Origin of the sequence: Pseudomonas borbori, from assembly GCF_900115555.1 — a bacterium.
Classification (GTDB): domain Bacteria; phylum Pseudomonadota; class Gammaproteobacteria; order Pseudomonadales; family Pseudomonadaceae; genus Aquipseudomonas; species Aquipseudomonas borbori.
The window spans coordinates 40,634-54,747 of record NZ_FOWX01000033.1 but is presented as its reverse complement, the minus strand read 5'-3'; the positions used below and the strand labels follow the sequence as shown (position 1 = coordinate 54,747).

Sequence of the window (14,114 nt, the reverse complement as noted above, 5' to 3'; positions counted from 1 at the left end):
GACTTCAGCCCGAGCCGTGCAGGTGAGCATGCGCGCAACTTCCTTGGCCCGTGGAATGGCAAGCTGGTTTGCGACGACTTCGCCGGCTACAAGGCAAGTTTCCAGCAAGGCATCACCGAAATTGGCTGCATGGCCCATGCCCGCCGCAAGTTCTTCGATCTACATGCGACGAACAAAAGCCAACTGGCCGAACAGGCGCTGCACTCGATTGGCGGGTTGTACGAAATCGAACGGCAAGCGCGGGACATGAGCGACGAAGATCGCTGGCGAATACGCCAGGAAAAGGCGGCACCCCTTCTCGACGCACTGCACACCTGGATGCTCGCCCAGCGCGATCTTGTGCCCGAAGGGTCGGCTATGGCCAAAGCACTGGATTACAGCCTCAAACGCTGGGATGCACTTGCTCGCTATGTTGATGATGGTGCTGTGCCCATAGATAACAACCCGGTCGAAAATCAGATCCGGCCGTGGGCTCTTGGGCGCTCGAACTGGTTATTCGCCGGCTCGCTGCGCAGTGGCAAACGGGCAGCGGCGATCATGAGTTTGATCCAGTCAGCGCGCATGAATGGGCATGATCCATATGCCTATCTCAAAGATGTGCTGACGCGCCTGCCGACGCATCGGGCAAGTGAGATTGATCAACTGCTGCCGCATCGGTGGGCGCCAGCCTAACTTACGCAAGGTGAGTTGGGCGGACGCTTACGCACCAACCTGTGTTTTGAGGTGCTTCCAACAGGGTCAGGCGAGAAATGGCAGCGTACCCATCTGCTGCTGGAGGACGAGTTAGGCCAACAAGACGGCGGCGCGGTAGTTTTTGTTTCCAGCCGCAAGAATGCGGAAGAGCTCGCGGCTTTTTTGATTGAGCAACACTGGGCCTGTCGCTTCTTTCATGCGGGGTTACAGCCTCATGAGAAAAAGGACATTCAGGACGACTTCAAAGCTGGGGCTCTACGCGTAATTGTTGCCACCAACGCCTTCGGCATGGGTGTAGATAAGCCCGATGTGCGACTCGTGGTGCATGCCAACATCCCAGGCTCTCTGGAGAACTATTTACAGGAGGCTGGGCGTGCTGGGCGCGATCAACAGCAAGCCAAATGTGTACTGCTATACGACCCCCAAGACATCGAAACGCAGTTCGGCCTCAGTGAAAAGTCCAAGCTAAGCCTGCAAGACATTCAGCAAATACTGCGCAAAGTCCGCAGTGAGGGTAATCGGCGCAAAGGCGGACAGCTTATCATCACCGCCGGTGAAATCCTTCAGGATGAAAGCGTTAATACCAGCTTCGAGGTTGATGACCGTGATGCAGAAACTAAAGTGGTCACGGCTATTGCTTGGCTTGAGCGCGGTCAATACCTGAGCCGTGAGGAAAACCATACCAAGGTCTTCCCTGCCCGCCTCTGCCTTAGCGAACAAGAAGCCGATGCGCGCTTATTACAATCCAAACTGCCCGGGCGTCGACTCGAAGAATTTCGAGCTGTACTGCGTTTTCTTTATGCGGCGGATGCCGATGAGCGAATCAATACCGATCAACTGATGGCGCTCACCGAGCAAAACCAGGAAGAAATTAGCAGCACGCTAAAACAGTTGGAAAATCTTGGCCTGCTGGAAAATGACTCACAGCTGACGATCTACCTGCGCCATGGCGTAATTGGCTCATCCAATGAACGCTTGAGCCAATCATTACAGCTGGAAAATGCACTGTTCAGCGAACTACGTGAGCAAGCACCCGATGCGGACCAGGGCGGTTGGCAAGATATCAATTTGCCGCCGCTTACCGCACAGCTTCGCCAGAGCACAGCACAAGCAGAGCTGCTCCCCCTGCATATACTGCGTTTGTTGCGCAGCCTGACCCAGGATCGCGATGGCGAAAGCTCGCAGCGCAGTAGCTTCGAACTTCGCCAGTTAAACCGTGACTACCTAAAGCTGCGTATTCGCAATGGCTACACTTGGCAGAAAATACAGGAGCTTGGTGAAAAACGCCGCGCTATCGCCGCGGTGCTGTTGCCTTTTCTTCTCGCCAAGTTGCCCAGCGGCGTGCGTGCCAAAGACCTACTGGTGCAAACGACTTTTGGCGAGCTAGTGAAAATGATCGAAAGCGATCTAGTGCTCAACGCCACCATCAAGCCCGAGCAACGGAAAAAGGCCATTGAGCATGTGTTGCTCTACCTGCACCAGCAAGAAGTACTCACACTGAATCACGGCATGACCGTGATGCGGCGCGCCATGACCATCGAAGTCAATCCCGACAAGCATGGCCAGCGCTACCTCAAAGAAGACTTCCTCAAGCTTGATGAGCACTACCGGGAGAAGCGCATCCAGGTGCATGTGATGCGTGAATACGCAGAAGTTGCCCTGAGAGAGATGGCGGCAGCCTTGAGCCTAGTCATGCACTACTTCAAAGAGAGCAAGCAGAACTTCCTCAAGCTGTATTTTTCCGGCAAAGACGAAGTACTCAAACTGGCGACCAGCGAGGCTTCATGGCAGTCGATTGTCTATGCGTTAAATACCACGCAAAAAATCGTGGTCGCAGACCCCGACGACCGTAATCGCTTGATTCTCGCGGGCCCTGGCTCTGGCAAAACACGCGTGATCGTCCACCGCATTGCGTACCTATTGCGCGTGCGGCGCATGCCGGCCAGTAGCATCATCGCCCTAACTTTTAACCGTCATGCAGCTAACGAGATTCGCCGTCGCCTGTTTGATTTGGTTGGTAACGAAGCCTACGGCTTAACCATATTGACCTATCACGCGATGGCAATGCGCCTGACCGGCGTGAGCTTCTCACAGCGCGAGAAGATCGATGACGGCGAGCTCGACGCGCTACTCGAACGCGCCGCCGAACTGCTCGAAGGCAAACACTTGGCGGAAGGTGAAGATGATCTGCGCGAGCGGCTACTGCGCGGTTATCGCTACATCCTGGTCGACGAGTATCAAGACATCGACGAACGCCAGTACAACCTGGTAAGCGCCCTGGCCAAACGCCACAGTGAAAACGACGACGATCTGTGCATTTTGGCCGTCGGCGACGACGATCAAAATATTTACCAATGGCGCGGCGGCAGCAATCAGCATATCGAGCGCTACCAGCAAGAGTACAACGCCGACATCAGCTATCTGGTGGAGAACTTTCGCTCCAGCAAAATGATCATTGCGACCGCCAACCGACTGATCGAAAAAAACTGTGATCGACTCAAAGCCAAGCACCCAATCCAGGTCAACAGCACTCGCCGGGAGTTGCCCATGGGCGGTCGCTGGCAGACTCTTGATCATCGTCGGCAGGGCCGCGTTTTATGTATTCAACTACCCGCAGCCGACAGCGCAACAGGCAACATCCAGGCACAAGCCGTATTGGCAGAGTTGCAACGTCTCAAAGATTTAGAGCAGCGCGATGATTGGCAGGGCTGCGCAGTTCTCGCACGCACGCACCGCTACCTGCTACCGATTCAGGCCTGGTGTGAGAAAAATTCGGTGCTCTACTACCTGGCTGCCGACAAACAGAGCGCACTCCCACTAACGCGCCAGCGTGGTTACATTCAAGCCATTGAGCATCTTCACGCGAGCGAAATGCCGCTGCTTGATGCGAACAGCGCAAACGCCTCTCTGCAAAGCCTATCGCTCGATGAACAATGGACTGAGTTTTTCCATACGGCCTTCGAACAGCTCAAGGGCGAGTTCGGTGAGTGCCAGCTCGCACGGGCGACGCTGATTAATTGGCTTTATGACTACGCGCGGGAAATACGCCAACAACCGCGTGCCGGCCTTTACCTCGGCACCGTGCACTCCGCCAAAGGCTTAGAGTTTCGCCATGTGGCTATACTAGATGGAGGCTGGAGCCAAAAACAGCAACAGTTAGAGGATGAACGCCGCCTGTACTACGTCGGCATGACCCGAGCAGAAGAAACTCTGACCCTTTGTGAATTTGCATCCACCAACGCCTTCACCCAGTCGCTCTGTGACGCCCTGCTACAACAAAGCTTCAATGGCCGGCATGACCCGGCATTGGACACCCAGTATCAAGTGTTCAGCATGAAAGACATCGACATTGGTTACCCAGGTCGTCAGCCAGCAACAGCCCTTATTCATCAGGCCATCCGAGAGCTTAAACCGGGCGACTCATTACGTTTACACGCTGAAGGCGACCGCTACTTACTCCAAGACGAGCAAGATCGTACCGTCGGCTGCACATCAAAAGCCTTTCGCTTGAACCTTGAAGTCGAGACATGCGAGGTCGCGGGCGTCATCACTCGCTATGCAGAAGACAGCGAGGATGAATACCGTAAGCGCTGCAAATCTGGGCGCTGGGAAATTGTCATACCGAGGGTTAGTGGGCGGAGCATCACCTAGTAAATCTAGGCCCGTACCATACCCCATCGCGTTGTAAACGCTGAGGTCTTATTCGGGGCGAAACTGCCCGTCGCGAACGGCAGCTCTCGGCAAGGAGCAGACCTGCCGATCCAGTCGTTCTATCTGACTCAGTCCCGATCCAGCAAATGGAAACGTGGCAACGAGATATGCCAGCGAATGGCAGCCAGGCGGATGAACAACACGGTCAGCATGGCGACGCCGGTATCGAGCCAGTGCGGCGTGTCCAATGCGCGCAGGCCGATAAACACCAAGGCCCCGGCGATACAGGCGGTGGCGTAGATTTCCTTCTGGAAGATCAGCGGAATTTCATTACAGATCACATCGCGCATGACCCCACCGGCGACGCCGGTCATGACTCCCATGATCACCGCGGTACTCAGCGGCACGTTGTGCTGCAAGGCCACTTCGGTGCCGATCACGGTGAATACGGCCAGGCCGAAGGCATCGGCGATCAGCAGTCCCTTCTCATGGATCGGCTGGGTGAAGCGGACCCAGACCACTGTGCCGATAGCCGCCAGGGATGCCATGACGATATAGGTGTCGTCGCGTATCCAGCTGACCGGGTGATTGTCGAGAATCAGGTCGCGCAAGGTGCCGCCGCCCAGCGCGGTGATGACGGCGATCACCAGCACGCCGAACAGGTCCATGGCTTTGCGCCCGGCCATCAAGGCGCCGGTGATGGCGAATACGGCGACACCGAACAGGTCGGCCAGGTAGAAGAGTTGCGGCATGGAGTTTTTCAGCTGGTCACGGGGGCGCGCATGGTAACAAACTCTTCGGCCGCCGTCGGATGCACGCCAATGGTCTCGTCGAAAATCTGTTTGGTCGCGCCGGCCTTCAGGGCAATCGCCAGGCCCTGGACGATTTCTCCTGCTTCCGGACCGACCATATGGCAGCCCAATACGCGGTCGCTGTCGGCATCCACCACCAGTTTCATCAGGGTGCGCTCCTGGCATTCGGTGAGGGTCAGTTTCATCGGCCGGAAACGGCTTTCATAGACGTCCACCCGGTAGCCCTCCTCCCGCGCCTGCTCCTCGCTGAGACCGACGGTACCGATATTCGGCAGGCTGAAGACCGCGGTCGGAATCGTCCGGTAGTCGACCTTGCGGTACTCCTCGGGCTTGAACAGGCGCCGCGCCACCGCCATGCCTTCGGCCAACGCCACCGGGGTCAGTTGCACCCGGCCGATTACATCGCCCAGCGCCAGAATCGATGGTGCGGAGGTCTGGTAGTGCTCGTCGACCTGGATATAGCCGCGCTCATCCAGTTCTACCACGGTGTTTTCCAGGCCCAGGTTATCCAGCATCGGCCGCCGGCCGGTGGCGTAGAACACGCAATCGGTTTCCAGTACGCGGCCATCCCTCAGCGTCGCGAGCAGGCTGCCGTCGGGTTGTTTATCGATACGTTCGATATCGCTGTTGAACTGCAGATCCAGGCCGCGCTTGCTCAACTCCTGGCGCAGATGCTCGCGCACCGCGCCGTCGAAGCCACGCAGGAACAGCTCGCGGCGATACAGCAGCGAGGTCTGGGCGCCGAGGCCGTGGAAAATCGAGGCGAACTCCACGGCGATATAGCCACCGCCGACCACCAGCACGCGCTTGGGCAACTGCTTGAGGAAGAAGGCTTCGTTCGAGCCGATGGCATGTTCGTGCCCCGGAATCTGCGGGATATGCGGCCAACCGCCGGTGGCGATGAGGATATGCCTGGCGCTATAACGCTGACCGCCCAACTCCACGCTATGCGCATCGAGCAGGCGTGCATGACCCTCGAGCAGGGTTACGCCACTGCCCACCAGCAGGTTGCGGTAGATGCCGTTGAGCCGTTCGATTTCACGGTTCTTGTTGGCGATCAGGGTCGGCCAATCAAACTTCGCTTCGCCGGATAGCGACCAGCCAAAACCCTGGGCCTGCTCGAAGTCTTCAGCGAAGTGCGCGCCATACACCAGCAACTTTTTCGGCACACAACCGACGTTGACGCAGGTGCCGCCCAGATAACGGCTCTCGGCTACGGCCACGCGGGCACCATATCCGGCGGCAAAGCGCGCAGCACGTACACCACCGGAACCGGCGCCGATTACAAACAGGTCGAAGTCATAGGTCATGGTCAGCCTCCTCAGCAGGCCGCCAGCATAACCCAATCGCACCTGAATACCGTGCAGGGCCTAAGCTTGAAACATCGCCAAGAGGAGCAACGCCATGCGCCCTACCCTCACCCATCTGGCCTTGCATGTACCGGATGTGGATGCCTGTGTCGCGTTCTATTCGGAGTTCTGCGGCATGCGGGTCATCCACCAGCGAGCGGGCAAAGGTTCGCGCATCGTCTGGATGGCCGAACCGGGCAAGGAACACACCTTTATCTTCGTGATCATGCCCGGCGGGCAGGATCGGCAGCTGGCCGCCGATGATTACAGCCATTTCGGCTTTGCCCTGGACAGCCGCGAGCAGGTCGACAGGGTCGCCGCCAAGGCGCAAGAGGCCGGCTGCCTGATCTGGGCGCCACGCGATGAGCCCTACCCGGTCGGCTATTACTGCGGGCTACGCGACCCCGCGGGCAATTATGTCGAGTTCAGCTATGGCCAGCCCCTGGGCCCCGGTTCGGAGGCTATGCCGATTCCCTGATGCAGAAAAGCCACCCGAGGGTGGCTTGTACAGGGCACTACGGGGTCAGGAAAGATTGCCTGCCTTGTAGAAGTGATCGAAACAGAAATTGGTGGCGTCGATATAGCCTTCTGCACTGCCGCAGTCGAAGCGTTGCCCCTTGAACTTGTAGGCCAGCACGCAGCCATTCTGCGCCTGCTTCATCAGCGCATCGGTGATCTGGATTTCGCCTCCCTTGCCTGGAGGGGTGTCTTTGATGATGTCGAAGATGTCCGGGGTGAGGATGTAGCGACCAATGATCGCCAGGTTGGACGGTGCATCTTCGGGTTTGGGTTTCTCGACCATGGTATCCACCCGGTAGATGTCATCGCGGATCATCTCGCCGGAAATCACACCGTACTTGTGGGTCTCCTCCGCGGGGACCTCCTGAATGGCGACGATCGAGCAGCGGAACTGGTTGTATAGCTTGACCATCTGGGTCAGCACGCCGTCGCCATCGAGGTTCAGGCACAGGTCGTCGGCCAGGACCACGGCAAAGGCCTCGTCGCCGATCAATGGGCGTGCCGTGAGAATCGCATGGCCGAGGCCTTTCATTTCCACCTGGCGGGTATAGGCGAACGTGCACTCACTGATTAGGCGACGAATACCGGTCAGGTATTTTTCCTTGTCGGTATCGCGGATCTGCTGTTCCAATTCGTAGCTGATGTCGAAGTGGTCTTCCAGTGAACGCTTGCCGCGACCGGTGACCATGGCGATCTCCGGCAATCCAGCTTCCAGCGCCTCTTCGACGCCATACTGGATCAGTGGCTTGTTCACTATCGGCAACATTTCCTTGGGCATGGCCTTGGTTGCGGGTAGAAAGCGTGTGCCGTAACCGGCTGCTGGGAACAAGCATTTCTTGAGCATGGAAGTCCTTAACGGGGAGCAGAATACCTAGGGGAGTCTAGCAGGCTGCGCGGGCCATACAATGCCCGAACCCCGGCCGGCCGATGCCGCGATAGAGAAAACCCAGCTCGCCGAGTTGCTGGGCGTCGTATATGTTGCGGCCGTCGAACAGTACCGGCCGACGCATCAAGCCGCGAATACGGGCAAAGTCAGGCTGGCGAAACTGCTTCCATTCCGTCACCAGAACCAGGGCGTCGGCACCCTCCACGACATTGTAGGGCGACTCGCTCAGACGTAACTGACCGTGCTCCACGGCCTGGGGATAAAGCATAGCCACCGCGGCGGTAGCGACCGGGTCGCACGCCTGAACCGTGACGCCGGCGGCGAGCAAGGCATCGAGTAGCACCAGGCTCGGCGCTTCTCGCAGATCATCGGTGCCCGGCTTGAAGGCCAAACCCCACAGCGCCACCACACACCCTTGCAGATAGCCGGAAAAATGTTCGCTCAGGGCCTGGAACAGCAGGGTCTTCTGCAGGGCATTGCGTGCATCGACCGCACGCAGGATGCCAGGCTCGACTCCCGCCATTTCTGCGCTGCGAATCAACGCGCGCACATCCTTGGGAAAACAGGAGCCGCCATAACCACAGCCTGCATAGATGAAATGCGTACCGATGCGCGTATCGCTGCCGATGCCGCGGCGCACCTCTTCTATGTCGACATTGAGTGGCGCGCAGAGCCCCGCCATCTCATTGATGAACGAGATTTTGGTCGCCAGAAACGCATTGGCCGCGTACTTGCTGAACTCCGCCGCACGTACGCTGATGCACAGCAGGCGTTCATGATTGCGCAGAAATGGTGCATACAGGCGCCGCAAAACCTCGCTAGCCACCGGGTCGTCACAGCCGATGATGACCCGATCCGGACGCATGAAGTCGTCGATCGCCGAACCCTCCTTGAGAAATTCCGGGTTGCTCGCCACCGCGATCCGAAATGGCTTGCCCCGCTGATCAAGACCGGCATTGATCAGTTCTGCGACCTGCTCGCCGGTTCCCACCGGCACCGTGGACTTATCCACGACGATGCAGGTATGGTTGAGGCGCTCGGCCAATGCCGCGGCCACTGCCAATACATGCGACAGATCGGCCGAGCCGTCCTCTCCGCTCGGCGTGCCAACCGCGATAAAGATTATCTCGGCCTGAACGATGCCCTCGGCAAGGTGCTGGCTGAAGCTCAGTTGGCCACTGGCCAAGTGTGCTTTGAGCATTGGCTCCAGGCCCGGTTCATGGATCGGCACTTCGCCGCGGGCCAGTCGCGCAACACGGAAGGGATCGCGCTCGACGCAGATCACCCGATTGCCCATTTCGGCAAAGCATGCCGCCGCCACCAATCCGACATAGCCGGCTCCGATCACGCAGATTCGCATCGCTGCACTCCCCTGATGAGTTACAGCGATTGCAGCGAATGCGCATGGCAGGGGTATGACACAGACACGACAGTCCTGTGGCAGGCAATCCATAGCCTCCTAGCAGCCTGTCGGACCTTTCCCTATCGCCGGTAGAATTGCGCATCGCTCCTGGAGCCTGACTGTATGAGCCGCTTTCGACCGATAAACCGCGAAATCGACTACCTGCTCCCGCCGTCGGTACAAGACTGGCTGCCCGAGTCGCATTCGGCGCGCTACGTGGTGGAGGTCGTAGAGGGCCTGGATCTATCGAAGCTGGAGAGCGCCTATGCGGGCCGCGGCAGCGTTGCCTACCATCCGACTATGCTGCTGTCGTTGCTGATCTACGGCTATGCCACGGGTGCCTATTCAAGCAGCAAGCCAGCTATGACTCCCTGGCGTTCCGCTTTATCGCCTGCAACCAGCACCCGGATCACTAGACACTGGCCAGCTTCCGCCGTCGCCACGGCGAGCCGAAAGCCCGTACCTACCTGTTCGAGCAGCGGGATAACAAAGGCTGGTTGGAAATGGTGGTACCCAGCTACAGGCTCTTTAGCTAATCCCACCACAAGCGCCTGGCTAAGGCTGTGCAGGAGGTAAGTTGATGGTTATCCAATTTCTCAGCCATGCTGAGGTCTGCGAACTGACTGGCGCTCGAACTAAGGCTGGGCAGATTCTCAATTTGAAACGAAACGGCATCCGGCACACTATAAAAGCGAATGGTTGGCCGAGCGTTACGGCGTCCGCGGTGACAACCAGCGGTCATATCGACGTTGAAAAACCGGCATGGACACCTTGTAAGGCGGTATGAAATGGGTCGCAGGCCAACTAAGCCAGGATCAATTGCACGGCTGCGTGAGCGCAAGAAGGCCAGTGGCCGGGTGTTTTACTACTACGATGTGGGCGGAAAACCACGCAAGGAAATCGCCCTCGGTAGTGACTATGGCTTGGCCATTATGGAGTACGCCAAGCTCGAGCGCAGCCGCACAGCAACCGCCCTAGTCGAGAAAATCATCACCTTCCGTTATGTGGCCGAGCGTTACCAGATTGAAGTTATGCCGAAGAAGGCACCTGCCACTGCGGCGAAAAACAAGCAAGAAATCAACAATCTGATCTCCTACTTCGATGACCCTCCCGCCCCTCTTGATGCCATTCAGCCTCAACACGTCCGGCAGTACCTTCGCTGGCGGCAAACTGCGCCGGTGCGGGCAAACCGTGAAAAAGCCTTGCTCAGCGCGATCTGGAACTATGCCAGGGAGAACGGCTATACAGCCCTGGCAAACCCATGCGCAGGGGTTAAGGGCTATAAGGAAACAGGGCGAGGCGTATACATCGAGAATGCCCTTTATAAATTGGTCTATGACCAGGCTGATGTCGGCCTGCAAGACGCCATGGACTTGGCTTATCTGACCGGCCAGCGCGTAACCGATACCAGGTTGATGGATGAGCGAGATGTCAGGGATGGACAAATTTGGATCAAGCAGGCGAAAACCGGCGCCAAGCGGCGTATCGAAATCATTGGCGAGCTTGCGGAGTTGATTGACCGTATCAAGGCACGCAAGGCTGCCCACAAGGTTAGATCGACGCGCCTGATAGTTACGGTGGACGGCACACCAATGTCGGCGGCAATGCTCAGGGGGAGGTTTGACCTAGCCAGGGAGGCGGCCAAAGTGGATAAAAAACTGTTTCAATTACGGGATCTACGGGCCAAGGCCGGGACGGACAAAGCCGAATCAAGCGGCGATATTATGCAAGCCAGGGATCAACTGGGTCATACCTCCGTCGTGATGACCGAGCAGTACATCCGCGAGCGCAAGGGCAAGAAAGTGACCCCGACTCGATGAATTGCGGCCCAAGACATAAATTGCGGCCCAGAAATGACAAAGGACCAACGGGCAAAAATGCCTATAAGCCCTTGATTTTAAATGGTGCCCGAAGCCGGAATCGAACCGGCACGAGGTTACCCTCGAGGGATTTTAAGTCCCTTGCGTCTACCGATTTCGCCATTCGGGCGGTAGAGCTTTAGCGCGAGGCTTGGACTATATACAGCCCCGTCGAGCCTCGCAAGATTTCCTATATCCAACAAAAAGGCCTCGTAAATCAGTGATCTACGAGGCCTTTCTAATTGGAGGCTGAGGTCGGAATCGAACCGGCGTTCACGGATTTGCAATCCGGTGCATAACCACTCTGCTACTCAGCCTTGAAACTAAACGGACCGCACTAGACGGTCCGCTGAAAATGGAGCGGGAAACGAGACTCGAACTCGCGACCCCGACCTTGGCAAGGTCGTGCTCTACCAACTGAGCTATTCCCGCTTGTCTTGTAGACGGGCGCCATTCTATATCTTCAGAACGCCCAGTCAACCCCTTGATTCAAAAAAGCTTATTTCTTTTCAGTGGAAGTGCTGAGATGCGGCCAGGCAGCCAGCAGATACTGCAGCATCGACCACAGGGTCAGGATCGCGGCAACGATCAGAAGTCCGTAGCCAAGCAGAACCCAGAATGTGAACTGCGGGGGATTGGCCAGCAGCATGATCAAGGCGAGCATCTGTGCTGCGGTCTTCCATTTGGCCAGTTCAGACACGGCGACATGCGCGCGCGCACCCAGTTCGGCCATCCATTCACGCAAGGCCGAGACGACGATTTCGCGACCGATGATGATCGCCGCCGGCAACGTCAGCCACAAATTGGCATGCTCGGCCACCAACAAGACCAGCGCAACCGCGACCATCAGCTTGTCGGCGACCGGGTCGAGAAAGGCACCGAACGGCGTGCTCTGCTCCCAGCGGCGTGCCAGGAAGCCATCCAGCCAGTCGGTAACGGCGGCAACAGCGAAGACCGCGCTCGCGGCCCAATAACTCCAGCTGAATGGCAGATAGAACAGCAGGATGAAGATCGGTATCAGTGCAACGCGGAGCACGGTAAGCAGGTTAGGGATATTCATCGGCGCAACTGGCTGCAAGGTGAGCCGGCATTCTACTCGCTGTGCAGTGCGGCATAAATCAGCTCTGCAAGCTTTTTACTGATCCCGGGCGCTTTGGCGATTTCTTCGCTGCTGGCCCGAGACAATTCCTGCAGACCGCCAAAGTGGTTGAGCAGTTCGCGGCGACGCTTGGGCCCTACCCCGGCGACCTCCTCAAGGCTCGATGTGCGGCGGGCCTTGCCGCGACGAGCGCGGTGCCCGGTAATGGCGAAACGGTGCGATTCGTCGCGGATCTGCTGAATCAGATGCAGTGCCGGCGAGTTGCCCGGCAGGCTGAACTCATGGGCAGCGTCGTTGAGGTAGAGGGTTTCCAGTCCCGGCTTGCGCGTCACCCCCTTGGCCACGCCAAGCAGAATCAGCTCGGGGACGGCCAATTCATTCAACACGTCCCGGGCCATGGCCAGTTGCCCTTTGCCGCCGTCGACCAGCAGGATATCCGGCAGCTTGCCCTCGCCGTCCTTGACCTTGCTGAAGCGTCGAGTCAGGGCCTGGTGCATGGCGGCGTAATCATCGCCTGCAGTAACGCCTTCGATGTTGTAGCGACGGTAATCGGATTTCAGCGCTCCCTCCGGGCCGAATACTACGCAGGACGCCACCGTTGCCTCGCCACTGGAATGACTGATATCGAAACATTCGAGACGCTGCGGCACCTCGTCCATGTCCAGCGCTTCGGCCAGGGCTTCGAAGCGCGCGGCCACATGCTGGCGGTCGGCCAGGCGCGCGCCGAGCGCCTGTTCGGCATTAGTCACCGCCAGCTGCTGCCAGCGTGCGCGGGTACCGCGCACCCGATAGCTGATGCTCGGCTCGCAGCCACGCGACTCGCCAAGCGCGGCGATCAGCGTGGGGAAGTCGTCATGTTGCGCGTTGACGATCAGCTCGGCAGGCAACTCGCGCTCCTGGTTGCCCAGGTAATACTGCGCCAGAAAGGCCAGCAGCACCTCGCTGGCCTCCTCCTCGATCGCCACTTGCGGGAAGAAGTTCTTGCTGCCGAGTACGCGACCGCCACGCACGCTGATCAGGTGCACGCAGGCGCCACCTGGATTGACCATGGCCGCAACTATATCGACATCGCCACTGCCGCCTTCCATGCTTTGCTGGTCTTGCACGCGGCGTAGCAGGGCCATCTTGTCGCGCAATTCGGCGGCCCGCTCGAAATCCAGGGTCGCGGCGGCTTGCTGCATGGCGCTGGACAGTTCATCGCCGAGCGCGTTGCTGCGCCCCTCGAGAAACATCACCGAATGGCGCACGTCCTCGGCATATTCCGCCGGATCGACCAGGCCGACACAGGGGCCCTTGCAGCGCTTGATCTGATACTGCAGGCACGGCCGTGTGCGATTCTTGAAGTAGCTGTCTTCGCACTGACGCACCAGAAAGGCTTTTTGCAGCAGGCCGAGGCTTTCGCGGATCGCTCCGGCACTGGGATATGGGCCGAAATAGCGGCCCTTCTGCTTCTTCGCCCCGCGATGGATGCTCAGGCGCGGGTAATCGCCATCAGACAAGAATACGTAGGGATAGGATTTGTCGTCGCGCAGCAGGATATTGTAGGGCGGCCGCCATTGCTTGATCAGCGTCTGCTCGAGCAGCAGGGCTTCGGTTTCATTGGCGGTAATAGTGGTTTCGACCCGAACGATCCGCCCGACCAGCGCCGCGGTCTTCGGCGCCAGGCCGCTCTTGCGAAAGTAGCTGGCCAGGCGTTTTTTCAGGTTCTTCGCCTTGCCGACGTAGAGCAGCTTGGCGTCCGCAGCGAACATGCGGTAGACACCTGGGCGGCTGCTACAGGTGGCCAGGAAAGCGCTGGGGTCGAACGAGGGGTTCATTTCAACCGCAGGCAGCTCAGTAGACGG

General features: G+C 58.3%; 10 protein-coding genes, 3 tRNA genes and 2 pseudogenes. 6 read left to right on the top strand and 9 right to left on the bottom strand.

What is annotated here, in order from left to right; translation table 11 throughout:
- Positions 1–672 (top strand): IS66 family transposase (tnpC, locus tag BM315_RS19980; RefSeq protein ID WP_141123984.1); only part of this gene is annotated, 672 nt, incomplete at its 5' end.
- Positions 673–687: 15 nt separating this feature from the next.
- Positions 688–4,344: pseudogene (locus BM315_RS19975) on the top strand (UvrD-helicase domain-containing protein); the annotation flags it as partial.
- A 128-nt stretch (positions 4,345–4,472) separates the two neighbouring features.
- Here BM315_RS19975 and BM315_RS19970 read toward each other — a convergent pair.
- Together BM315_RS19970 and gorA are read right to left on the bottom strand one after the other, a co-directional pair.
- Complete coding sequence (locus BM315_RS19970) at positions 4,473–5,096, bottom strand: trimeric intracellular cation channel family protein (RefSeq protein WP_090504698.1); 624 nt, start codon at positions 5,094–5,096, stop codon at positions 4,473–4,475.
- An 8-nt stretch (positions 5,097–5,104) separates the two neighbouring features.
- A complete protein-coding gene (gene gorA / locus BM315_RS19965) occupies positions 5,105–6,466 on the bottom strand; it encodes a glutathione-disulfide reductase (protein ID WP_090504695.1) in 1,362 nt (453 codons plus the stop codon).
- A gap of 94 nt (positions 6,467–6,560) precedes the next feature.
- Here gorA and BM315_RS19960 point away from each other — a divergent pair, with 94 nt between their 5' ends.
- Positions 6,561–6,983 (top strand): VOC family protein, encoded by a 423-nt coding sequence (locus tag BM315_RS19960; RefSeq protein WP_090504692.1) that lies wholly within the window; start codon positions 6,561–6,563, stop codon positions 6,981–6,983.
- Positions 6,984–7,028: 45 nt separating this feature from the next.
- Here the strand turns inward: BM315_RS19960 and galU are convergent, their stop codons facing one another.
- Both galU and BM315_RS19950 read right to left on the bottom strand, forming a co-directional pair.
- Entirely contained in the window at positions 7,029–7,868 is an 840-nt protein-coding gene (gene galU, locus BM315_RS19955) for a UTP--glucose-1-phosphate uridylyltransferase GalU (protein ID WP_090504689.1), read from the bottom strand.
- Positions 7,869–7,905: 37 nt separating this feature from the next.
- Positions 7,906–9,270 carry a UDP-glucose dehydrogenase family protein gene (locus tag BM315_RS19950; RefSeq protein WP_090504686.1) on the bottom strand — a complete coding sequence of 455 codons (1,365 nt, stop codon included), beginning with the start codon at positions 9,268–9,270 and terminating at the stop codon, positions 7,906–7,908.
- A gap of 165 nt (positions 9,271–9,435) precedes the next feature.
- On the opposite strand from BM315_RS19950, the pseudogene BM315_RS19945 reads away from it, so the two are divergent.
- The 3 genes and pseudogenes from BM315_RS19945 to BM315_RS19935 all read left to right on the top strand — a co-directional run.
- A pseudogene (locus BM315_RS19945) lies at positions 9,436–9,725 on the top strand (transposase); the annotation flags it as partial.
- Positions 9,726–9,892: 167 nt separating this feature from the next.
- On the top strand, positions 9,893–10,099 hold the full coding sequence (locus tag BM315_RS19940) for a DUF4224 domain-containing protein (RefSeq protein WP_090504683.1): 207 nt from the start codon (positions 9,893–9,895) through the stop codon (positions 10,097–10,099).
- Position 10,100: 1 nt separating this feature from the next.
- Complete coding sequence (locus BM315_RS19935; protein WP_090504673.1) at positions 10,101–11,132, top strand: tyrosine-type recombinase/integrase; 1,032 nt, start codon at positions 10,101–10,103, stop codon at positions 11,130–11,132.
- Positions 11,133–11,214: 82 nt separating this feature from the next.
- On the opposite strand, the gene BM315_RS19930 is transcribed toward BM315_RS19935, so the two are convergent.
- The 5 genes from BM315_RS19930 to uvrC form a co-directional block, all read right to left on the bottom strand.
- Positions 11,215–11,301 (bottom strand) — tRNA-Leu (locus tag BM315_RS19930).
- A 113-nt stretch (positions 11,302–11,414) separates the two neighbouring features.
- Positions 11,415–11,488: transfer RNA gene (locus BM315_RS19925), tRNA-Cys, on the bottom strand.
- 39 nt (positions 11,489–11,527) lie between these two features.
- Positions 11,528–11,603, bottom strand: a tRNA-Gly gene (locus tag BM315_RS19920).
- Between the two features lie 67 nt (positions 11,604–11,670).
- Positions 11,671–12,231 carry a CDP-diacylglycerol--glycerol-3-phosphate 3-phosphatidyltransferase gene (gene pgsA / locus BM315_RS19915; protein WP_090504670.1) on the bottom strand — a complete coding sequence of 187 codons (561 nt, stop codon included), beginning with the start codon at positions 12,229–12,231 and terminating at the stop codon, positions 11,671–11,673.
- 32 nt (positions 12,232–12,263) lie between these two features.
- Positions 12,264–14,087 (bottom strand): excinuclease ABC subunit UvrC, encoded by a 1,824-nt coding sequence (gene uvrC / locus BM315_RS19910; RefSeq protein ID WP_090504667.1) that lies wholly within the window; start codon positions 14,085–14,087, stop codon positions 12,264–12,266.
- Between the last annotated feature and the right edge of the window lie 27 nt (positions 14,088–14,114).

Coding starts and splice junctions, on each gene's coding strand:
- BM315_RS19970 (WP_090504698.1), bottom strand. CDS start 5,096: ATGCCGCAACTCTTCTACCTGGCCGACCTGTTCGGTGTCGCCGTATTC.
- gorA (WP_090504695.1), bottom strand. CDS start 6,466: ATGACCTATGACTTCGACCTGTTTGTAATCGGCGCCGGTTCCGGTGGT.
- BM315_RS19960 (WP_090504692.1), top strand. CDS start 6,561: ATGCGCCCTACCCTCACCCATCTGGCCTTGCATGTACCGGATGTGGAT.
- galU (WP_090504689.1), bottom strand. CDS start 7,868: ATGCTCAAGAAATGCTTGTTCCCAGCAGCCGGTTACGGCACACGCTTT.
- BM315_RS19950 (WP_090504686.1), bottom strand. CDS start 9,270: ATGCGAATCTGCGTGATCGGAGCCGGCTATGTCGGATTGGTGGCGGCG.
- BM315_RS19940 (WP_090504683.1), top strand. CDS start 9,893: ATGGTTATCCAATTTCTCAGCCATGCTGAGGTCTGCGAACTGACTGGC.
- BM315_RS19935 (WP_090504673.1), top strand. CDS start 10,101: ATGGGTCGCAGGCCAACTAAGCCAGGATCAATTGCACGGCTGCGTGAG.
- pgsA (WP_090504670.1), bottom strand. CDS start 12,231: ATGAATATCCCTAACCTGCTTACCGTGCTCCGCGTTGCACTGATACCG.
- uvrC (WP_090504667.1), bottom strand. CDS start 14,087: ATGAACCCCTCGTTCGACCCCAGCGCTTTCCTGGCCACCTGTAGCAGC.